The organism is Streptomyces sp. STR69 (assembly GCF_024519455.1).
In the GTDB taxonomy this organism is placed as follows: Bacteria; Actinomycetota; Actinomycetes; order Streptomycetales; family Streptomycetaceae; genus Streptomyces.
In genome coordinates, this window is the sequence record NZ_JALJRY010000001.1 from 181,489 (window position 1) to 203,909 (window position 22,421).

The window sequence follows — 22,421 nt, forward strand, 5'->3', positions numbered from 1 at the left end:
CGCGCTACTCGACCACATGCCGTCCCTCGGGCCGCGCGCTGCACGAGGCCCGGAACGCGCAGTGCGCGCAGTGCTGGCCGGCCTTCGGCGAGAACCGTTCGTCGAGGACCTTGCCCGCGGCCGTGGCCAGCAGTTCACCGGCCCACTCCCCCTCCAGGGGCTCCTGGGCCTGCACCTTGGGCAGGGTTTCGCCGCCGTCCCGTACGGCGGCGCCCTGGCGCAGTTGGACGAGTTCGGCGCCGCCCGGTTCGGGGCGCACCCCGTCGAAGGCCTCGTCCACGGCGCCTTCCTGGACTGCGAGTTGGTAGACGGCGAGCTGGGGGTGGCGCTCCACCTCGCGGGCGGTCGGCGTCTGCTTGCCGGTCTTGAAGTCGACGACGTAGGCGCGCCCTTCGTGGTCCGTCTCGACGCGGTCCATGGAGCCGCGGATGCGCACCTCGTAGTCGCCCGCTTCGAGGGTGACGTCGAAGTCGTGCTCGCTGGCGACCGGTGTGCGGCCGGCGCGGAGGCTGTTGGAGTCGACGTGCCACTTCAGGAAGCGTTCGAGCGCCACGCGCGCGTTGTCCTTCTCCTGCGCCGACTTCCAGGGCGCGTCGAAGGCGAGCGCGTTCCACACGGTGTCGAGGCGTTCCATGAGGACGGCCAGGTCGGCGGGGGTGCGGCCGGAGGCGACCTCGTCGGCGAGGACGTGCACCACGTTCCCGAAGCCCTGGGCGGCGGTCGCGGGGGCGTCGGCCTTCACCTCGCGGCCCAGGAACCATTGCAGGGCGCAGGTGTTGGCGAGCTGGTCGAGGGCGCTTCCGGAGAGCACGACGGGCTGGTCGCGGTCGCGCAGCGGCACCTTGCTCTCGGTCGGCTCGAACATGCCCCACCAGCGGTACGGGTGCGCGGACGGCACCAGCGGGCGGCCGTCCTCGTCGGCGAGCGCGGCCAGCCGGGCCAGCCTCCGCGCGGCGGCTTCCCTGAGGGTGTCGGACACGCGCGGGTCGACGGTCGTGGCGCGCAGTTCGGCGACCAGTGCGGCGACGGACAGCGGGCGGCGGGGACGCCCTGTGACGTCCTTGGGCTCGACGCCGAGTTCGGTGAGGAAGCGGGACGGCTGGTCGCCGTCGTCCGCGGGTGCCTTCACGGCGGTGACGACGAGGCGTTCACGGGCGCGCGTGGCGGCGACGTAGAACAGGCGGCGTTCCTCGGCGAGCAGGGCTCCCGGGGTGAGTGGTTCGGCGAGTCCGTCGCGGCCGATGCGGTCCGCCTCCAGGAGCGAGCCGCGTCGGCGCAGGTCCGGCCACAGGCCCTCCTGGACACCGGCCACGACGACCACGCGCCACTCCAGGCCCTTGGAGCGGTGCGCGGTCATCAGGCGTACGGCGTGGGGTCGCACGGCACGCCGGGTGAGGGTGTCGGCGGCGATGTCCTCGGCGTCGATCTCCTCCAGGAAGTTGAGGGCGCCCCGGCCCCCGGTGCGCTCCTCCGCGCGGGCCGCGGTCGCGAACAGCGCGCAGACGGCGTCCAGGTCCCGGTCCGCGTTGCGCCCGGCCGCGCCGCCGCGCAGGGTGGCCCGTTCCAGGCGCCCGGGCCAGGGGGTGCCCTGCCAGAGGTCCCACAGCGCTTCCTCGGCCGTACCGCCGCCCGCCAGGCGCTCGCGCGCCTTGCGCAGCAGCGCGCCCAGGCGCTGGGCGCCACGCGCGTACGTGGGGTCGTGCGCGACCAGCCGCTCCGGCTCGGCGAGCGCCCGCGTGAGCAGTTCGTCGGAGGGCGGTGGCACGGGGTTGCCACCGGCCCGTTCCTCCTCGCGCAGCGCCCGGCCCAGGCGGCGCAGATCGGCGGCGTCCATGGCGGCAAGGGGCGAGGCGAGCAGGGTGAGGGCGGTCTCGGTGTCGAGCCAGGAGGGAGCAGGGGCGAGCTCCTCTGCGGGATCATCCCCTACGACCCCTGCGTCGTCCTCCGTGTGCCCCGAGGCCTCGGCCGTGGCCACCGCCCGCAGCGCCGTCAGCAGCGGCGCCACCGCCGGCTCGTGGCGCAGGGGCAGGTCGTCGCCGTCGATGTCCAGGGGGACGCCGGCCGCGGTGAGGGCGCGGCGGACCGTGGGGATCGTCCGGGAGCCGGCGCGCACCAGGACGGCCATGTCGTTCCAGGGGACGCCGTCCTCCAGGTGTGCCCTGCGGAGGATGTCGGCGATGTTGTCCAGTTCCGTGCCGGGCGTCGGGTACGTGTACACCTCGACGCGCCCGCCGTCGCGCACCGGGGACAGCTCGCGGTGGGCGCGCACCTTCTGGGCCGGGAGCCTGGTCAGGGGCATGCGCTGGGTCAGTAGGCGGGTGGCGGTCAGCAGGCCGGCGCCGGAGCGGCGGGAGGTCCGGAGCACCTCTACGGGGGCGGCGCTGCCGTCCGCGCGCGGGAAGGCGCTCGGGAAGTCCAGGATGCCGTTCACGTCGGCGCCCCGGAACGTGTAGATCGACTGGTCGGGGTCACCGAAGGCGACGAGGGTGCGGCCGCCGCCGGCGAGGGCGTGCAGCAGTCGTACCTGGGCCGGATCGGTGTCCTGGTACTCGTCCACGAACACGGCGTCGTACTGGGCGGCGAGCCGTTCGGCGACCTCGGGGCGGTGGGCGAGGAGCACCGCGCGGTGGACCAGTTCCGCGTAGTCGAGCACTCCTTGGAGGTCGAGTACGTCGAGGTACTCGGCGAGGAAGGCGGCGGCTGCCCGCCAGTCGGGGCGGCCGATGCGGCGGGCGAAGGCGTCCAGGGCCGCGGGGTCCAGGCCCAGTTCGCGGCTGCGGGCGAGGACCGCGCGGACCTCGTCGGCGAAGCCGCGGGTGGTCAGGCAGGCCCGCAGTTCGTCCGGCCAGCGCACATGGGCGAGGCCGAGCCGCTCCAGGTCGGGCTGGCCCGCGAGCAGTTCACGTACGGCGACGTCCTGTTCGGGGCCGGACAGCAGCCGTAGCGGCTCGACGAACAGTTCGCTGTCCTGGTGGGCGCGGACCAGGGCGTAGCAGAACGAGTGGAAGGTGGTGGCCCGGGGCGCGCGGGCGGCGCCGATGCTCAGTGCCATGCGGTCGCGCAGCTCGACGGCGGCCTTGCGGCTGAACGTCAGCACGAGGATCCGCGCGGGGTCACCACCCCGGGCGATCCGTGCCGCGACGGACTCCACGAGTGTGGTGGTCTTGCCGGTGCCGGGACCTGCGAGGACGAGCAGCGGGCCGGCCCGGTGGTCAACCACGGAGCGCTGTGGCGCGTCCAGGTGAGGGGGAGTCGGCCGGGTCGGCGGGGTACGCACCAGTCGGTAAGCGCCACGGTTCCCCTGTCGCACCTGGGGGTGCGACAGGCGCCTGGTGGAGAAAGAGGAGCTCACGTGGTTCGCCGGTCCTGGTGGGTGTACTGGTTGGCAGGCTGCCGCGCGTCGAGGTCGGTGGCAGCGGGGTGAGGGGGACGCGTGCAGCCGACGCTACGCCGACGGGTCGTACGGGAGCAGGACTTCCGCCTCTTCCCGCGGGGCTCTCACGACCCGTGTGTCCCTCGCCCCTCGAACGTACGGCATGCCACGGACGTGCCCCGTTTCCCCCGTACGGATCACAGGCCGCACCCGGGCGGGTCCGATGGCGGAAGCTGTCAGGTGTGACCGTCCGCGCGTTCGCCGCCGTCCCATCGCGCCCGTTTCATGTCGACGCGCGGCAGGTGGCCCTCGGTGGCCCTGCTCGCCTCCTTCAGAGGGGTGCCCTCCTCGCGGTAGCGGGCGAGGGCCTCCAGTTCGTGGCCGGGGAGCAGCACGCCGTCCGCGCGGACGACCCGCCACCACTCGACGGCTCCTCCGTAGAGGGCCATCACCCGGCCGACCTGGCGCGGTCCGCCCTCCTCCAGCCATTCGGCGACGTCGCCGTACGTCATGACGCGCCCGGGCGGAATGCGTTCGGCCACGTCGAGGACCCGCTCCGCGTATTCGGGGAGCGCGTCCGCGTGCTCCGGGCCGGTGTCGTCCGGAAGGCTCTGCTCGCTCATCCGCCCCATCCTGCCGCACGGCACCGACAATGCGACGCGCTGGCGACTGTGCGTATCCCTCGCCCCGGAGCGGCGCGTGGGGCAGACTGTGCGCCCCCGCATTTGCACCCTGATGCCCCCGTGTGTCGGTGGGGCATGCCACCATCGTGCGGGCGGTGACTGGTGATACGAGATCAAGAAGAGACGATGAAGCAGCAGGGTGTGCACCCCGAAGACGCGGAGGGTACCTCTGACGCTGCGTCGCGCCCGGACACCGCCGACGCGCCCGAGCAGGACCCCTCGGAGGGACCCGCCGAGACGCCCGCGGCAGACCCCGCGCCCGGCCTCGACGACTGCGACGGCGAGACGCACGCCGAAGAGGTCGAGGGCGACGAACCGCTCCTCCCCGCGCGCGTGCACCGCCCTTCCGATCTCATGCGGCTCCTGGTGGGCTTTCTTGCGATCGTCGTACTGCTCGCGATCGCCGCGTTCGCGCACGGCACGACCTCGGGGCTCGAACAGGACATCAACAAGGGCACCGGCCAGGCGCCCGACCTGCTGATCAAGATCGCGGGGCTGGCGTCGAGCATCGCCATCCTGTTGGTGCCGGTCGCCTTCGCGATCGAGCGGCTGATCAAGCGCGACGGACTGCGCATCGCCGACGGCGTGCTCGCCGCGGTCCTCGCCCACGGAGTGACACTCGCCACGGACCTGTGGGTCGCCAAGGCCGCCCCGGGGTCGATCCAGGAGGCGCTCACCCAGCCCTCTCCCGGTGACATCCACGCCCTCACCGACCCGGTGCACGGCTATCTGGCGCCCGTCATCGCCTATATGACGGCCGTGGGCATGTCCCGGAGGCCTCGCTGGCGCTCCGTGCTGTGGATCGTGCTGCTGCTCGATGCCTTCTCGATGCTGGTCACCGGGTACACGACGCCGTTCTCGATCATCCTGACGGTGCTGATCGGCTGGACCGTCGCCTACGGGACGCTGTATGCGGTGGGCTCCCCCAACGTCCGTCCCACCGGCCGGACACTGATGGCGGGCCTGCGGACGGTCGGCTTCCACCCGGTGGGCGCGGCCCGCGAGGAGGCCGTCGACACGGAGGACGGCGATCGCGGCCGGCGCTATTTCGTCACCCTGGAGGACGGTCCACCGCTGGACGTCACCGTGGTCGACCGGGAACAGCAGGCCCAGGGCTTCTTCTACCGCGCGTGGCGCAATCTGACGCTCCGGGGCTTCGCCACCCGCAGCAGCCTCCAGTCGCTGCGCCAGGCGCTGGAGCAGGAGGCCCTGCTCGCCTACGCGGCGATCGCGGCCGGGGCCAACGCCCCCAAGCTGATCGCGACCTCGGAACTCGGCCCCGACGCCGTCATGCTCGTCTACGAGCACACCGGTGGGCACACTCTCGACTCGCTCGCGGACGAGGAGATCACCGACGATCTGCTGCGCCTGACCTGGCACCAGGTGCAGGCGTTGCAGTCGCGGCGCATCGCCCACCGCAGGCTCGCCGGTGACGCGATTCTGGTGGATCGTTCCGGCAAGGTGATCCTGACCGACCTGCGGGGCGGTGAGATCGCGGCCGGTGAACTGCTGCTGCGCATGGACGTCGCCCAGTTGGTGACGACGCTCGGGCTGCGGGTGGGCGCCGAGCGCGCGGTGGCGTCGGCGGTCGGTGTCCTCGGTCCCGACGCCGTGGCGGACTGTCTGCCGATGCTCCAGCCCATCGCGCTGTCGCGCTCCACGCGCGCGACGCTGCGCCGGCTGTCCCGGGAGCGGGCCCAGCGGGAGCGCGAGGCGATCCTTGAGGCGTCCCGGCAGACCAGGCTGGCCCACGCGGCGGCGAACGCGGAGAGCGGCTCCACGCCCGAACTCGAAAAGCCCGACAAGAAGGCCGTACGGGCGGAGCAGCGGGCCGAGAAACGGGCCATCGACGATGCCCTGGACGAGGCGCGCGAGGAGGATCTGCTCACCCAGATCCGCCACCAGGTGCTGCTGATCAGACCGCAGGCGCCGGTCGAACCGGCTCGTCTGGAGCGGGTGCGGCCCCGCACACTGATCAGTTTCATCGCAGGCGCGATCGGCGCGTACTTCCTGCTGACGCAGCTCACGCACATCGAGTTCGGTCCGCTCGTCGCCAACGCCCAGTGGGGCTGGGTGGCCGCGGCCGTGCTGTTCTCGGCGCTGAGCTACTTCGCGGCGGCGATGGCCCTCCTGGGGTTCGTGCCGGAGCGGGTGCCGTTCCTGCGGGCGGTGGCGGCGCAGGTCGCCGGGTCGTTCGTGAAGATCGTGGCCCCGGCCGCGGTCGGCGGTGTCGCCCTGAACACACGCTTCCTGCAGCGTGCCGGGGTGCGGCCCGGGCTCGCGGTGGCGAGTGTCGGTGCGTCGCAACTGTTCGGCCTGGGCTGCCACATCCTGATGTTGCTGTCGTTCGGCTATCTGACCGGCACCGAGAAGACACCGTCGCTGTCACCCTCCAGGACGGTCATCGCCGGGCTGTTGACGGTGGCAGTGCTCGTGCTCGTGGTGACATCGGTGCCGTTCCTGCGGAAGTTCCTCGTCACGCGCGTGCGGTCGCTGTTCGCGGGGGTCATCCCGCGCATGCTCGACGTGTTGCAGCGACCGCAGAAGCTGATCACCGGCATCGGCGGCATGCTGCTGCTGACGGCCTGCTTCGTGATGTGCCTGGACGCGTCGATCCGGGCGTTCGGCGACCAGTCGACGTCGCTCAGCCTGGCCAGCGTCGCCGTCGTCTTCCTCGCGGGCAACGCGCTCGGTTCCGCGGCCCCCACGCCGGGCGGTGTGGGCGCGGTCGAGGCGAGCCTGACACTCGGTCTGATCGCCGTCGGCCTGCCCAAGGAGGTCGCCGCCCCCGCGGTGCTGCTGTACCGGCTGCTGACGCTGTGGATTCCGGTGCTGCCGGGCTGGCTGTTCTTCAACCACCTGTCCCGCAAGGGCTCCCTGTAGAGCACGCCCACAGAGGAACATGGGGTACGCACGCGTGCGTACCTCGTACGGCCCGTGCCCCGAGCGCCCTGCCGTGTGCGACCTCAGGATGGGACCATGCCGAACCCCTCCCGGCTGCGTGCCGTTGCCCTGACCGCCACCGTCGTCCTGCTGTCCGCCACGCTGGCGGGCTGCAGCGGCGACTCCAAGGACGAGGATCCGACGGCCCAGAAGCTGAGCTGGAAGGACTGCCCGGCCCCGTCCGAGTCGGAGGGCGGCGGCGCCGCGCCGTCGCCGCTGCCGAACGGCGACAAGTGGCAGTGCGCCACCATGAAGGCGCCTCTCGACTGGAGCAAGCCCAAGGGCGACACGATCGGGCTTGCCCTGGTCCGGGCGAAGACCAGTGGTGCCGCGAACAAGCGGATCGGGTCGCTGGTCTTCAACTTCGGCGGCCCCGGCGGCTCGGGCGTCACCACACTGCCCGCGTTCGGCGAGGACTACGCGACCCTGCGCACCCGGTACGACCTGGTGAGTTTCGACCCGCGCGGCGTCGGCCGCAGCGCCGGCGTCAAGTGCGAGAGCGACTCCCAGCTCGACGAGTACTTCCAGCAGGACGCCACACCGGACGACGCGGCCGAACGGACCAAGCTCCTGGCCAACACCAAGCAGTTCAACGCGGCCTGCGAGAAGAACTCCAAGAAGATGCTCCCCCAGGTGCGCACCACCGACGCGGCCCGCGACATGGACCTGATGCGCCAGGTCCTCGGCGACGACAAACTGCACTACTTCGGCATCTCCTACGGCACCGAACTCGGCGGTGTCTACGCCCACTTGTTCCCCAAGCACGTGGGTCGTGCCGTCTTCGACGCGGTCGTCGACCCCACGCAGAACACCGAGCAGGGCTCCCTGGGACAGGCCAAGGGCTTCCAACTGGCGCTCGACAACTTCGCCGACGACTGCACGTCGAAAACCACGGACTGCCCGATCGGCGACACCGCACAGGACGTCAAGGACCGCATCGCCAAGCTGCTCAAGAGCCTCGACAGCAAGCCGATCCCGGGCATCTTCCCCCGCCGGCTGACCCAGACCGCCGCGACCAACGGCATCGCGCAGGCGCTGTACTCCAAGGACTTCTGGGAGTACCTCACCGAGGGGCTCGAACAGGCCTACAGCGGTGACGGCAAGGTCCTCATGGTGCTGTCCGACTCGATGAACGGGCGCAGCGAGAACGGCGAGTACAGCAACATCGCCGCGGCGAACGTCGCCATCAACTGCGCCGACGAGAAGCCGCGCTACACCACCGGCTACGTGGAGCAGAAGCTGCCCGAGTTCCGGGCCGCCTCTCCCCTGTTCGGGGACTTCCTGGCCTGGTCCATGGTCACCTGCACCGACTGGGCCGTGGCAGGTGCCGCCGACCATCCCGACGTGAGCGCGGCCGGTTCGGCGCCGATCCTCGTCGTGGGCAACACCGGCGACCCGGCCACGCCGTACGAGGGCGCGCGGAAGATGGTGGACGCGCTGGGCAAGGGCGTCGCGGTCGAGCTGACGTACAGGGGCCAGGGGCACGGGGCGTACGACAGCAAGAACAAGTGCGTGCAAAGCGCGGTGAACGGCTATCTGCTGAACGGGAAAGTGCCGGCGGCCGGCAGCATCTGCTCCTGACTCTCCCTCCGATATTCGAGAAAAGGCGCAGGTCAAACGGTTATCCACAGGCCGTCACGGGCTCAGCTCGCGCCGCCTACTATGGCCTGACCGCCATCCGCGGCGTGACGCGGACGGCCTGCGAGGGGGGAATTCACATGGCGCGATTCGTACGGTGGACGGCTCTGGTGGCCGCCGCCGCACTGCTGACGGCCGGCTGTAGCAGCGGCTCGTCGGACGACAGCAAGAGCGGCGCGGGCACGGGGGAAGCCAAGCCGTCCGCAGCCGACTCGTCCTCTGCTGCGTCCACCACGGCCGCGCTGCCCGCATCGCTGACCGCGCAGAAGCTCGGCTGGGGGCGTTGCAAGGCCACCGCCGACTCGGCCGCGCCCAGCAGCGACTGGCAGTGCGCGACGCTCAAGGTGCCGCTGGACTGGACGAAGCCGGACGGTTCCACGATCGGGCTCGCGCTGATCCGCTCGAAGGCGACCGGCGGCGACCGCATCGGCTCGCTCCTGTTCAACTTCGGTGGCCCCGGCGGCTCGGGCGTGGACTACATGCCGGCGTACGCCACCACCGTGTCCGCGCTGCACGAGCACTACGACCTGGTGAGCTGGGACCCGCGCGGGGTCGCCGCCAGCGAGGGCGTCCGCTGCCGCGGTGACAAGGCGATCCAGGCCGCCGAGGACGTGGACGCCACACCGGACACAGCGGCCGAGGCGAAGGCGTACTTCCAGGACGCGACCGACTTCGGCAAGGGCTGTGAGAAGGCCGCCGGAAAGCTGATGGCGCACGTGTCGACGACCGATACGGCCCGCGACATGGACCTGATGCGCCAGGTCCTGGGTGACACGAAGATGCACTACTTCGGCATCTCGTACGGCACCGAACTCGGCGGTGTCTACGCCCACTTGTTCCCGAAGAAGGTGGGGCGGCTGATCCTGGACGCGGTCGTCGACCCGACCGCCGACTCGGTGGGCCACGCCCTGAACCAGACCCGGGGCTTCCAACGCGCCCTGGACGACTATCTCAAGTCGACGGGACAGGACCCCGCGCAGGGTTCGAAGAAGATCGCGGCCCTGTTGAAGCAGATCGACAGCAAGCCGCTTGCGACCTCGACGGGGCGGAAGCTGACCCAGACGCTCGCCCTGACCGGCATCGTCCTTCCGCTGTACAGCAAGCAGAGCTGGCCCACGCTGACCAGTGCTCTGGACTCCGCGAAGGGGGGCGACGGCTCGGAGCTGCTGGCGCTCGCCGACGGCTACAACGACCGTGACAGCGCGGGCCACTACGGCACGACGACGCATTCACAACGGGTCATATCGTGCTTGGACGACAAGCAGCGGCCGACGCCCGAGCAGACGCAGAAGCTGCTGCCCGAGTTCGAGAAGATCTCTCCCGTGTTCGGCGACTTCCTGGGCTGGGACACGGCCGGGTGGTGTCACGACTGGCCGGTGGCAGGGCAGTACGACACCCCCGAGGTCAGCGCGTCCGGTGCGGCGCCGATCCTGGTGGTCGGCAACACCGGGGACCCGGCGACACCGTACGAGGGTGCCCGCAAGATGGTCGACGAGCTGGGCAAGGGCGTCGGTGTGGAGCTCACCTGGAAGGGCGAGGGCCATGGCGCGTACGGCAGCGGGAGCGACTGTGTCGACTCGACGGTGGACGCGTATCTGCTGAAGGGGACGGTGCCCAAGGACGGCAAGGTCTGCGCCTCGTAGCCGGGGCGGTCGGAGCGACAGGGACAGCGGGGGCAGCGGAAAGGGGCCCGGCACCTGTGGTGCCGAGCCCCTCCCGGAAAGGCTTGTGCCTAGTAGACCGGCTTGTCGGGCTCGATCTGGTTGACCCAGCCGATCACACCGCCACCGACGTGGACCGCGTCCGCGAAGCCCGCCGACTTGAGGACCGCGAGGACTTCCGCACTTCGGACACCCGTCTTGCAGTGCAGGACGATCTTCTTGTCCTGCGGGAGGGTCTCCAGGGCGGTGCCCATGAGGAACTCGTTCTTGGGGATCAGCTTGGCGCCGGGGATCGAGACGATCTCGTACTCGTTGACCTCGCGGACATCGATGATCTCGATGTTCTCGCCGTCGTCGATCCACTCCTTGAGCTGCTTGGGAGTGATCGTCGAGCCGGCCGCGGCCTGCTGGGCCTCCTCGGAGACGACGCCGCAGAAGGCCTCGTAGTCGATGAGCTCGGTGACGGTCGCGTTCGGGCCGCAGACCGCGCAGTTGGGGTCCTTGCGGACCTTGACCTGGCGGTACTGCATCTCCAGGGCGTCGTAGATCATCAGGCGTCCGACGAGCGGGTCGCCGACTCCGGTAAGGACCTTGATCGCCTCGGTGACCTGGATGGAGCCGATGGACGCGCACAGCACGCCCAGGACGCCGCCCTCGGCGCAGGAGGGGACCATGCCGGGGGGCGGGGGCTCCGGGTAGAGGCAGCGGTAGCAGGGGCCGTGCTCGGACCAGAAGACCGAGGCCTGGCCGTCGAAGCGGTAGATCGAACCCCACACGTACGGCTTGTTCAGCAGTACGGCGGCGTCGTTGACCAGGTAGCGGGTCGCGAAGTTGTCCGTGCCGTCGACGATCAGGTCGTACTGGCTGAAGATGTCCATCACGTTCTCGGCCTCAAGCCGCTCTTCGTGCAGGACCACGTTCACGTACGGATTGATGCCCAGCACGGAGTCGCGCGCCGACTCCGCCTTGGAGCGGCCGATGTCGGCCTGGCTGTGGATGATCTGGCGCTGCAGGTTCGACTCGTCGACCTCGTCGAACTCCACGATGCCGAGCGTGCCCACGCCCGCCGCGGCCAGGTACATCAGCGCGGGCGAACCCAGACCGCCGGCGCCCACACACAGCACCTTGGCGTTCTTCAGCCGCTTCTGCCCGTCCATGCCCACGTCGGGGATGATCAGGTGGCGGGAGTACCTGCGGACCTCGTCTACGGTGAGCTCGGCAGCCGGCTCGACCAGGGGTGGCAGCGACACGGGGTCTCCGTTGGTCGGTCAATCACTACAGTTGTTCTCCCCGTAACACTGCCATGCCCCTCTTCATTCCGAGACACCCATTCCGATCCGCGAGACAATCTCGTCCCAGTAGCCGGGCATGGTCTCCCAGGGGTCGCTGCGGCCCCCGCGATCGGTGCGGTCGGTGAAGTAGATGGTCGAGGCACCCTGCCAGCGGGCGATGCGCAGCGCCTCGTCGAGATGGCCGCGCGGGACGCTGTGCACGAAGTGGCAGAAGCGTTCGGGAGGGTGGTCGGCGGTCCATTCGGCGACCTGCGACCAGCGGTAGTCGCTCCACGGACCGGAGAAGGTCACCAACTGGTCGGCGAACTCGGCGTATCCGGCGTGCGGGTGGGTGCCGTGCCCCAGGACGATGTGGGCGCCGTCGCGGATCTCGCGGAGCGCGGTGACCGTGCGGCGGACCTCGGGCAGCGCGGTGCGTCCGGTGGGGCAGCGGTCCAGGAGGAAGCCGTCGGCCCGGTACCAGTCGCGATAGCGGTGCGCCTCGGAGATCAGCTCGCCGAAGGCACGGGCGCCGTACGCGGCGTCCAGGTGACCGAGAACACGGACGCCCATGTTGCGCAGGCGTCCGACCGCTTCCAGGCAGTGCGGGTCGGGACGCGTCCCCGGGCCGGAGGCGACGTTGAGGACGACCCAGTGCAAGGGGGTTCCGGGGCGGGTGAGTTCGCCCCACTCGGCCGGTGCGACAAGGGGGTGCGCGTACCCGGGGATCCCGAAGCCCGTGCGGACGGCGGTGCTCGCGGTGCCCGGGGTCGTGCTGGTCAGATGCGGCACGCCGCCTCCATCCAGATGTCGGCGAGGGACTCCTCCAGGTTGATCCGGGGCCGCCAGCCGAGCCGGTCGCGCGCGGTGCGCACATCGGCCTGCTGCCAGCTGCCGCAGCCGTCCGGGTACGGGTACGCGACCGGCGCGTGGTCGGGGTCGGTGCGGGGGTGGCCGATGGCGCCCCGCAGTGGTCCGGGCGGACCGTCGAGTTCGTGCAGCGCTCCGCCGTATCCGGCGACGCGGGCGAGGACGGAGGCGGCGTCGCGCAGTCGGACCGCGCGGCCCGAGCCGATGTTGATGACGCCCTGCGCGGCGGAGAGCGAGGCGGCGTGGACGGCACGGGCCACGTCCCGTACGTCGACGAAGTCGCGTTGCGCGCCGAGACCGCCGAGTTTGAGTTCGCCGTCGCCGGACTGCATGGCCCGGCGCATGGCCTCGGCGAGCCGGCCGAGCGGGGAGCCGGCGGGGGTCCCCGGTCCGGCGGGCGAGAAGACGCGCAGGACGACGGCGTCGAGACCGGAGCCCAGGACCAGTTCGGTGGCGGCGAGTTTGCTGACGCCGTACGGGCCGCCGGGGCGGGGGACGGCGTCCTCGGCCGTGGAGGAACCGGGCTGGCTGGGGCCGTACTCGGCGCCGCAGCCGATCTGCACGAGCCTGGCCCCGCAGCCGCTGCGGCGCAGGGCCTCGCAGACGGTGGCGACGGCGACGGTGTTGTGGCGGGTGAGTTCGCGGGCGCCGCCTCTGGTGGCACCGGCGCAGTTGACGACGACTCCGGGGTGGACGGCGTCCAGGAAGCGGGTGAGTGCTCCAGGGCTGCCGGACGCGAGGTCGAAGCGGACGTCGGCGTCGTCGCCGCGGCCGAGCGCGGTGAGCTGGACGGCCGGGTCGGCGAGCAGGCGGTCGGCGACGAACCGGCCGAGATAGCCGTTGGCTCCGATCAGCAGGACCCTCATCGGACGGCTCCCGTGGCCGACTCTCCGGATCGGGAGGTGATCATCTGGTGTTCTCCTTCACAAGGTGATGCGTTTGCCTCCGGCGGTGGGGCCGGGCGCCTGCGGCCGGGTGACGGGGCCGGTTGATTCGAGGTCATGGCGGCGTCACCTCGGCTCGTCCGCCGGCGCGTGCGCGGAGGCTCTGGTCAGCGTGCGGGTGGTGTGGAACAGGAGGGTCAGGGCGGCTGCTCCGCAGGCCAGGGCGGGGATGCTGCCCGGCCCCCAGGAGCCGATGAGGGTTTCGACGGGGGCGGCGAGGAAGCCGCAGCCGGGGAGTCGGCCGATGAGGTCCAGGGCCAGGGCCGTGGCCTCCGTCGCGGCTGCCGCGCCCAGGGCGAGGACCGGGGCACGGGTGAAGCCGTGCACGAAGAGGAGGCGGGCGAGCAGCAGGAGCGCGCCCAGGGTGACGGCCTGGGCGTACCCGGCGGGCTCGCCCAGGGCCGCGCCGCAGAGAGCGAGGAGGGCGGAGAGGGCACACAGGAAGAGGGCGAACGTGCCGAGCAGCAACGGTTGCACGGAGTCGGCGAAGTCCTCCAGTCCGCGGCTGGTGGCGAGTTTGCGCCGGGCGCGTACGGCGAAGTGGTGGGCGCACCAGGCCGCGGGAACGCAGGCCACGGTGAGTGCCAGGACGGGTGCGGTGGCCGTGGGCCAAGATCCGCCCGCGGTGCCGGTCGGCAGGACGTCGGGGCCGCCGTCGGCCGCGGCGCGGAGCAGACCGTCGCCGAGGAGGGCGTAGGCGAGCAGCCAGTACGTCCACAGGCGTGTGCCCGGCGGGGTGCGCCACACGGGGGTACCGGGCGGGGTACTCAGTGGGCCGCGCCGAAGCGCCATGCGCACGCCGAACGCCACGGCGAGGACACCGGCGACGGCCACCGCGAGCCGTACCCGACCGTCCGTGAGCCGCACGCCGGTCGCGGCCGCGGCGCAGAGGACTCCGGGGAGGAGGGCGAGTACGGCCCAGGCGGCGCGGGGCGTGGGCGCGGTGACGACGTCGGTGTCGTTGTGCGGGGCCGATGTGTCGGCGCGGGGCACGCGCGCGTACATCTCCTCGGCGAGCGAGAAGACGTCGCGGTGCCGGAAGCGGGTGGCGGTCCGGTCGGTGACACCGTGCGCCTCAAGGCCGGCCGCGATCTCCAACGGGTCGACGGCCCGCTCGCACAGTTCGCGATGCCGGTGCATCAACGCCTTCACGGGGTCGGCGGCACCGCGCCGGGCGGGGGCGGGCTTGAGGTCGGTTGAATGAGGGGGCTGGACGGATGCCGGGCGGGCGGACGGCGGATCGGTGGCGTCGTCGGCCCGCGCGTTCTCCGTGTCCGACTCCGTCTCCGGCTCCCCGTGTCCTCCGAGCCACTCCCCCGACTGTGCGTCCCACGCCTCGGCGCCCGCGGGCGTTCCGGGGCGGTCGAGTTCGCCGAGGCCGCTCATCGGGCCGCCTCCGTCGTCGGCAACGGAGTGGTGGCGCGTACCGGTGCTCCCGCCGCCCAGCGTGGGCCGCCGCGAGCCACGACACGGGCTGCTGCGGGGACAGCCGCCGGGCCCGCCGCGAAGCCCGTTGCCGGGCCTGCCGTGGAACCTGTCGCCGGGCCCGTCGTGGGGCCGGTCCAGCGACCGGGGATGTGGGACTCCGCGGGGGCGGCGAACGGGAGAGGTTCGCCGGTGTCGTCGAGGACGACGCGGTGGACCGGGGAGTGCGAAACCACCTCCAGGTAAATGCCGTGAAATGCCGCGATGTTCTGCTCGACGGTGAACAGTTCGAGGGCGCGGGCGCGGGCGGCGGCGCCCAGGCGCTCACGGCGCTCGGGGTCGCGCAACAGGGTCACGCAGGCCTCGGCGAGCGCCCGTGGATTGCGCGGGGGCACGACGAGTCCCGTGCCGCCGATGACCTCGACCACCGCACCGACATCCGTGGACACGGTCGCCCGGCCGCAGAACATGGCTTCGACCAGGCCGATCGGGAAGCCTTCGACGACGCTCGACAGGACGATCACCGTGCCGGACGCGTACGCCTCGGGGAGCGTGGGGGCCTCCGGGCCGCCGACCTCCTCGAAGGACACCGGGTTGTCGCCGACCGCGTGCACACCCTCGGCCTCGTCGGGGAAGAGCTGTGCGGCCAGCGCCCGGCAGTGGCCCAGGTAGGCCGCGCCCTCGGCGCCGGCGGGTGCGCCGACGATCCGCAGCCGCGCCTTGGGCTCCTCCTTGCGGATCTCCGCGAAGGCGTGGAGCAGGGAGATCAGGTCCTTGGCGGGTTCGATACGGCCGACCCACACCAGCGTGTCCGGGTCGGCGCGGTCGGGCGCCTCGCCCACCTCCGCGAAACGGGACGCCTCCATGCCGGGGTGGACCGTGCGCAGCTTCGTACGGTCGGCGCCGCAGCGTTCCTGCCAGCGGCGGGTGTGGGTGTTGCCGGGGGTGAGCGCGGCCCGCCGGTACACCTCGGCGGCCAGCCTGCCGTGGAAGGCGGCGAACAGGGCGCGTACGGCGGGCGGGGCGTCCGCGGAGGCCAGGTAGTGCGTGCGCAGCTGGACGCCGTACTCGGTCACCAGCAGTGGTACGCCGGCGAAGTGGTGGGCCAGCAGTCCGGGCAGGGCCGCGGTGCCGCCGGCCGTCGCGTGGCAGAGGTCCACGGAGCCGAGGGCGTCGTCCTCGTACCAGTCGAGCGAGAGGGGGCGCAGGGCGCGTTCGACGTGCGCGGCGACGGTGAGGAGATCGGGTACGCGCGCTTCGCGTGCCGTGCGGAGTGCGCCGGGCGCACGACAGGCGCGTTCGAGAGCGCGCACGGCGCTCTCGGAGCGCAGCGCGGCCACGAGTCCGCCCTCGTCGCGGGCGAGTTCCGCGAGCCCGTACAACGCGTTGGCGAAACGGTCCGCCACAACGGCGGAAGCCTCCCCGGAGGGCGCGCAGGGCCCTCCGGCAGCAGCCTCCGAGAACTCCGCAGGCCGCACGGAGCCGACAGACGCCGACCCAACCGACTCGGACACGGCCGACGCCGACCCGATCGGCCCCGGAGTCGGCGCGCCCGACATGGTCGGCACGTGCACCGGCGCATCCCCCGCGCACAGCACCGCCGCCAGCTCCTCGTAGTGCTCGCGGAACCGCCGGCGTGCGCGGCGGCCGAGCGCCGGTCCGTCGTCCTCGGTGCTCCACAGCGGCGCGGTACGTACTCGCTGGACCTGGGGCGGCAGTTCGAGCCAACCCTCGTCCTCCTGGCGTTCGCTGCGGCTGAGCGCGTAGACGTCGAACTCGTGCTGCCCGAGCCCGCGCACGAGCCGGTCGCACCAGAGTCTGGCGTCACCGCTCACATATGGATAGCCACCCTCCGTAACCAGTCCTATGCGCACGACCACACCCCCGATCTCCCTTGTGGGGAGCCACCGTTGACCCGGCGGCTCGCAGCGGGACGAACGTATGCGGACATGACGGTGGCGCGACGGACGGTTGTCCATCGCGCCACCAAAAGGGGTGAACGGTCGTAACTTTCCCGTGCGGTCCGCGTTCGCTCGCGCTAAGGGATCACCCGGGAGCGGATCGTTCTACGATCCATTCCCAGGTCGTTCTACGATCCTCAGGCCGTCGCCAACTCCCGCCTGGCCGCCCTCCGCTGGGCCGCCACGTCCGGATCGAGGGCCGGTACGGCGGCCAACAGCTGCTTTGTGTACGGGTCCTGGGGGGAGTCGTAGACCTCGTCGGCGGGGCCTTGTTCAACGATCCTCCCGCGTCGCATCACCGCGACCCGGTCGCTGACCTGGCGCACGACGGCGAGGTCGTGGGCCACGAACACGAGCGCGAGGCCGAGTTCGCGCTGGAGCTCGCCGAGCAGGGCGACGACCTGGGCCTGAGTGGTGACGTCGAGCGCCGAGACGGGCTCGTCGCACACGATCACGCGCGGGTCGGCCGCGAGCGCCCGTGCGATGCCGACGCGCTGGCGCTGACCGCCGCTGAACTCGTGCGGATAGCGGTCGTAGTGCGCCCCTTCGAGCCCGACGCGCTCCAGGAGTTCGCGTACGCGCCCCCGGATGCGCTCCTCGTCTCGTTCACCACGCGCGCGTAGCGGGTCGGCTATCGACTCGCCCACGCTGCGGCGGGGGTTGAGGGAGGAGACCGGGTCCTGGAAGACCATCTGGACGTCGGGGCGTACGCCTCCGCCGGGCTTGATCTCGCCGGCCGTCGGCTTCAGCAGCCCGACCAGCATGCGACCCAGCGTCGTCTTGCCGCTGCCGCTCTCGCCCACGATGCCGAGGGTCTCGCCCCGGTGGACGGTGAGCGACACGTCGTCCACGGCCGCGAACGCCCGCTTCCCGCGCCCGAATTCGCGCCGCAGGCCCGTGGCCTCCAGGACGACCTCCGGGGCCGCAGAAGACGCCTCGGAGAGCGCGCGCCGCGCGTCCACACGTGGGACCGCGCCGAGCAGGTCCCGGGTGTACTGCGCGGTCGGTGCCCCGAGGACGGCGCCCACCGGGCCGTGTTCGACGGCCCGTCCGTGTCGCATGACCAGGATCTCGTCGACGCTCTCGGCGGCGACACCCACGTCGTGCGTGACCAGGAGCAGGCCCAGGCCGGTCTCCTCGCGGAGCGTGTGCAGCAGGTCGAGGATCTGGGCCTGGACGGTGACGTCGAGCGCGGTCGTGGGCTCGTCTGCGATGAGCAGGTCCGGCTCGCAGGCCAACGCCATGGCGATCAGGGCGCGTTGGCGCATACCGCCGCTGAACTCGTGCGGGCGGGAACGGGACCGTCGTGCCGCGTCCGGGATGCCCACCCGGTCCAGTACGTCGACGGCACGCGCGCGTGCGGCCCGACGCGACACACGCGCGTGCACGCGATAGACCTCGGCTAGCTGGTCGCCGATCGCGTAGTACGGGTCCAGGGACGACAGCGGGTCCTGGAAGACCATCGCGGCCCTGCCGCCGCGCAGCCGCCCCAGGTCCGCGTCGGACGCCTCCTGTACGTCGATGCCGGCCACGCGCACCGAGCCGCCCACGTCGGCTCCCGTACCGCGGTGCAGCCCCAACAGGGCCGAGGCGACCGTGGACTTGCCGGAGCCCGACTCGCCGACCAGCCCCAGCGCGGCGCCCTTCTCCAGCCGGAAGGACAGCCCGTCGACGGCGCGCAGCGATCCGAACCCGACCGTCAGGTCGGTGACTTCCACCAGGACGTCCACCGAACCACGCACCGAACCATCCACCGAGCTCATGCGAGCACCACCCTTCGGTCGGCCACCGCGTACAGCACGTCCGCGACGGCGTTGGCGATGACCACGAAGAAGCCGACGACCAGGACCATGCCGACGACCACAGGAAGGTCGACGACATTGACGGCATGGACGAGTTCCTGTCCGATGCCGGGCAGTCCGAAGAGCGTCTCGGTGAGCACCGCGCCGCCGACCGCCGAGCCGACGTTGTTGGCGTTGAGCGCGATGATCGGCGCGAACGCCCCGCGCAGCGCGTGCCGCCCGATGATCGACCGCTCGCCGACGCCGTACGCGCGGAACGTACGGATGTGGTCCTCGGCGAGGGTCTCCAGCATCGACGCCCGGGTGAGCCGGGCGAACGCGGCGGCCTCGATGAGGGCCAGCGAGAGCCAGGGCAGCAGCAGGTTCCAGGCCCACTGTTCGGGGTCGTCGGTGAGACTGACGTACTGCGGGAAGGGCAGCAGTTGGAGCTGCCCGCAGACGACGATCATCAGCACCAGGCCGATCACGAACACCGGGGTCGCGACGCCCGCGAGGGTGATGCCGGTCAGCAGACGCTCGGTGAACCGGCCGCGCCGCCACGCGGACAGCACGCCCGTGCCGACCCCGAGGAGCAGCCACAGCACCATCGCGCCGAACACGAGGGACAGGCTGACCGGCAGCTTGGCCAGGATCAGCTGGGTGACCTGCTGGTCGCCCTGGTACGACAGCCCGAGGCAGGGCGCCGAGCAGTGCTCCACGGAGGTGCCCGTGGAGTAGTCCTGGCCGACGAGGATGCCCTGGAGGAAATGCCAGTAGCGGAGGTACAACGGGTCGTCGAGCCTCAACTGCTGGGCCACCTGGTGCACTTGCTCCGGGGAGCAGCGCGGGCCGCAGGTGATCTGGGCGACGTTCCCGGGGGTGACGAAGAAGACCACGTAGACGATCACCGAGATGGCGAGCAGGGTGATCACTGTGCCGATACCGCGGCGCAGGACGAATCCTCCGAAGCCGCTCATGAAGTGGCCTCCTTGGAACTCGTGCTCTTCGTAATCGCGCCCTTGCTGCTCACACCCTTGTCGTTCGCGCCCTTGCCGTTCGCGCCCTTGGTGCTCGCGTCCGCCTTGGCCTCGCGCTTGCGGCCGGTGCCGATGCGCAGGCGGGAGGCCGCGCGCGGGTCGAGGGCCGTGCGGATGCCGTCGCCGAGGACGGTCAGCGCCAGGACGGTGACGAAGAGAGCGCCGGCGGGCAGCAGCAGGTACTGCGGGGCGGCCTGGTACCAGACGTCGGCGGCGGTGAGCATCTGTCCCCAGGAGGGCGTCGGGGGCTTCACGCCGACGCCGAGGAAGGACAGCGCGGCCTCGACGCTGATGTTCGTCGGGACGAGGAGTGCCGCGTAGGTGATGACGGGTGCGGCGAGTCCCGGGAGCAGTTCGCGGCGGGCGATGCGCCAGGTGCCCCAGCCGCTGAGCCGGGCGGCGGAGACGTAGTCGAGTTGCTTCAGGGTGAGCGTCTGGGCGCGCACGATCTTCGCGACGCTGCCCCAGGCGACCAGGCCGATGATCAGGGCGACCAGCAGGGGCCGCGGGAAGCTGCTGGGCACGATCGCCAGCAACGCCAACGACATGATCATCAACGGCATCGCAACGATGATCTCGGTGAACCGGCTCAACAGTTGATCAACCCATCGACTGCCGAGCGCGGCGGCGACACCGACCACGACACCGATGAGGACCTGCACGACGGTCGCCCCCAGCGCGACACCGAGCGAGACCCGGGCGCCGTAGACGAGACGGGCGAACAGGTCGCGGCCGGTCTGCGGTTCGACGCCGAGCCAGTGGTCGCCGGTGATGCCCCCGAAGGAGCCGGTCGGCACACCTCCGCGCGCGGAGTCGATGAGCGACGGGTGGTAGGTGAAGGGGTCCTGGCCCTCGATCGCGGTGAGCAGCGGCGCGGCGAGCGCGACCAGGACGAGCAGGGCGACGACGGCCGCCGCGACGAGGGCGGCGCGCTGCGCGCGCAGCCGCCGCCAGAACTGACGGGCCCCCGAGGCCGCCGGGACGGTGACGTCCGTCCCGGCGGCCTGGGTGGCGACAAGTGCCTCGCTCATGGGGTTACTTGACCGCGACCTGGGAGATGTCCAGGACGCCGGTCCAGTCGCTGATCACGACGTTCTTGATGTCCTTGCCGACCAGTCGCTTGTAGACGGGGTGGAACAGCGGCACGGTGAGGGCCTGCTCGCCGATCTTCTTGTCCAGTGCACCCCACCGCTTGGCGGCCTCGTCAAGATTCGTCAACTTGTTGATCGAATCAATCTCGGCATTGACCGACTTGTCATTGAGCAGGCCGGTGTTGAAGTTCGCGCCGTCCTTGACGATCTGGCGGCCGTCGAAGATCGGGGCGAGGAAGGGACCGCCGGAGGGCCAGTCGGCACCCCAGTGGGCGAGGAAGAAGCCCGGCTCGGTCTTGACGCTGTGGATCTTGTCCTTGTAGTCGTTGATCTCCAGGCCCTGCAGCTTGACGGTGATGCCGGCCTTCTTGAGCGCGTCCTGGATCGCGGTCGCGATCTCCGGGCTGGTCTCGAAGTCCTTGTCGTTGGAGTGCGTCAGGGTGACGGTGATCCCCTTCGGGTAGCCGGCCTCCTTCAGCAGTTCCTTGGCCTTGGCCGCGTTGCCGGACGCGCCCGCCGGGAACAGGTCGTAGGGGTCGTAACCGAAGGACTTCTGGTTGGGCAGGAAGGTGGTCGCGGCCTCGGCCAGCGAGGAACCGCCCGCCGCGTTGACCACGGACGACCGGTCGACGGCGTACGAGATCGCCTGGCGCACCTTGACGTTGTTGAACGGCGCCACCGTGGGGTTGAACGCGATGTAGTTCGTGTAACCGAAGTGCCCGGTGCCGACGCGCGCCGCGAGTTCCTTGTCGCCGGTCACCTTGGCGAGCTCGGCAGGACCGAGGTTGGTGTCGGTCGTGACGGCAGCGGCGTCCGCCCCCTGGGACGACGACAGTCGCTGGTTGATCACGGACGAGTCGAGCCCCGACTTCACGTCGATCCTGTCCGGGTAGGCCTTGCGCTCGGCGTCCGTGGCGGTGGACCAGTACTTGTTGCGCTCCAGGACGAGCGTCTCACCGTCGTTCTGGTTGCTGACGACCTTGTACGGCCCCGAAGAGATCGGGTGCTGCTCGTACTTCGTCCCCGTGTCCTTGCCCTGCGGGACGGGCGTGAACTGCGTCTGCGTGGCGAGGTAGGGGAACTCACCCTCGGGCTTGTTGAGGTGGAAGACGATCGTCAGGCTGTCGGGGGTCTCGATCGCGGAGAGCCCCTTCTTGTCCTTGTACGGCCCCTGGTAGTCGGCCGCGCCGACCAGCCAGTCCCGCAAGTAGGGCGCGCCGCCGGAGAGTTCGGGGGCGAAGGAGCGCTCGATGCCGTACTTGATGTCGGCCGAGGTGATCGCGGTGCCGTCCTCGTACTTGAGGCCCTTCTTCAGGGTGTACGTCCAGACGGTCGCGTCCTTGTTGGGGCGCCCGGTGTCGGTGGCGAGGTCCGGGACGACCTTGGCGCCGGCCGCGCCGTTCTCACGGTTGCGAGTGGTAAGGGTGCGGAAGACGAGGGAGGGGACGTTGCCGCCACCGGAGGTGTACAGGCGCGCCGGGTCGAAGTCCTCCTGGGGGTTGGAGTTCAGGACCGTGAGCGTGCCTCCCTTGTGCGGCGTGGAGTCGCCGCCGGAGGCCTTGGCATCGTTGTCCTTCGGCCCGCAGGCGGCGGCGCCCGCTGCCACGGCCAGGCTGACGGATGCCACGGCCACGCGCCGGGCTATGACGGACGGTTGACGCATCGGAATGACGACCTCTCGGGGGGGATGCTCGGGAATTCTCATGGGGTTTCCCGAATAGCGAGACAGATGGACGAGGGGTG

The 22,421-nt window shown here is 71.2% G+C and carries 14 protein-coding genes; 3 read left to right on the forward strand and 11 right to left on the reverse strand.

Annotation, left to right across the window (positions count from 1 at the left end):
* Positions 1-4: 4 nt before the first annotated feature.
* Positions 5-3,352 carry an ATP-dependent helicase gene (locus OC490_RS00845; protein WP_262055794.1) on the reverse strand — a complete coding sequence of 1,116 codons (3,348 nt, stop codon included), beginning with the start codon at positions 3,350-3,352 and terminating at the stop codon, positions 5-7.
* 257 nt (positions 3,353-3,609) lie between these two features.
* Complete coding sequence (locus tag OC490_RS00850; protein WP_262055795.1) at positions 3,610-3,996, reverse strand: MGMT family protein; 387 nt, start codon at positions 3,994-3,996, stop codon at positions 3,610-3,612.
* Between the two features lie 186 nt (positions 3,997-4,182).
* On the opposite strand from OC490_RS00850, the gene OC490_RS00855 reads away from it, so the two are divergent.
* The 3 genes from OC490_RS00855 (at position 4,183) to OC490_RS00865 (ending at position 10,280) form a co-directional block, all read left to right on the forward strand.
* Positions 4,183-6,939 (forward strand): YbhN family protein, encoded by a 2,757-nt coding sequence (locus OC490_RS00855; RefSeq protein ID WP_262055796.1) that lies wholly within the window; start codon positions 4,183-4,185, stop codon positions 6,937-6,939.
* Between the two features lie 96 nt (positions 6,940-7,035).
* Positions 7,036-8,580, forward strand: coding sequence for an alpha/beta hydrolase (locus tag OC490_RS00860; RefSeq protein WP_262055797.1), 1,545 nt, complete (start codon positions 7,036-7,038; stop codon positions 8,578-8,580).
* Between the two features lie 137 nt (positions 8,581-8,717).
* Positions 8,718-10,280, forward strand: coding sequence for an alpha/beta hydrolase (locus OC490_RS00865; RefSeq protein WP_262055798.1), 1,563 nt, complete (start codon positions 8,718-8,720; stop codon positions 10,278-10,280).
* An 89-nt stretch (positions 10,281-10,369) separates the two neighbouring features.
* Here the strand turns inward: OC490_RS00865 and moeZ are convergent, their stop codons facing one another.
* The 9 genes from moeZ to OC490_RS00915 all read right to left on the reverse strand — a co-directional run bounded on the left by moeZ (position 10,370) and on the right by OC490_RS00915 (position 22,341).
* Entirely contained in the window at positions 10,370-11,548 is a 1,179-nt protein-coding gene (gene moeZ / locus OC490_RS00870) for an adenylyltransferase/sulfurtransferase MoeZ (RefSeq protein ID WP_262055799.1), read from the reverse strand.
* A gap of 63 nt (positions 11,549-11,611) precedes the next feature.
* Positions 11,612-12,361 (reverse strand): spherulation-specific family 4 protein, encoded by a 750-nt coding sequence (locus OC490_RS00875; RefSeq protein ID WP_262055800.1) that lies wholly within the window; start codon positions 12,359-12,361, stop codon positions 11,612-11,614.
* Positions 12,349-13,305 (reverse strand): NAD-dependent epimerase/dehydratase family protein, encoded by a 957-nt coding sequence (locus tag OC490_RS00880; protein ID WP_200714859.1) that lies wholly within the window; start codon positions 13,303-13,305, stop codon positions 12,349-12,351. The genes OC490_RS00875 and OC490_RS00880 overlap by 13 nt, the downstream gene beginning before the upstream one ends.
* A 144-nt stretch (positions 13,306-13,449) precedes the next feature.
* Complete coding sequence (locus OC490_RS00885) at positions 13,450-14,769, reverse strand: hypothetical protein (RefSeq protein ID WP_262055801.1); 1,320 nt, start codon at positions 14,767-14,769, stop codon at positions 13,450-13,452.
* Positions 14,766-16,643, reverse strand: coding sequence for a glycosyltransferase (locus OC490_RS00890; RefSeq protein ID WP_410098453.1), 1,878 nt, complete (start codon positions 16,641-16,643; stop codon positions 14,766-14,768). Before OC490_RS00890 ends, OC490_RS00885 begins: the two co-directional genes overlap by 4 nt.
* A gap of 263 nt (positions 16,644-16,906) precedes the next feature.
* Positions 16,907-18,532 carry an ABC transporter ATP-binding protein gene (locus tag OC490_RS00900; RefSeq protein WP_315986645.1) on the reverse strand — a complete coding sequence of 542 codons (1,626 nt, stop codon included), beginning with the start codon at positions 18,530-18,532 and terminating at the stop codon, positions 16,907-16,909.
* Positions 18,529-19,527, reverse strand: coding sequence for an ABC transporter permease (locus tag OC490_RS00905; protein ID WP_262055803.1), 999 nt, complete (start codon positions 19,525-19,527; stop codon positions 18,529-18,531). The genes OC490_RS00900 and OC490_RS00905 overlap by 4 nt, the downstream gene beginning before the upstream one ends.
* Positions 19,524-20,618 carry an ABC transporter permease gene (locus tag OC490_RS00910; RefSeq protein ID WP_262055804.1) on the reverse strand — a complete coding sequence of 365 codons (1,095 nt, stop codon included), beginning with the start codon at positions 20,616-20,618 and terminating at the stop codon, positions 19,524-19,526. Before OC490_RS00910 ends, OC490_RS00905 begins: the two co-directional genes overlap by 4 nt.
* 4 nt (positions 20,619-20,622) lie before the next feature.
* On the reverse strand, positions 20,623-22,341 hold the full coding sequence (locus OC490_RS00915; protein WP_262055805.1) for an ABC transporter substrate-binding protein: 1,719 nt from the start codon (positions 22,339-22,341) through the stop codon (positions 20,623-20,625).
* Positions 22,342-22,421 lie beyond the last annotated feature (80 nt).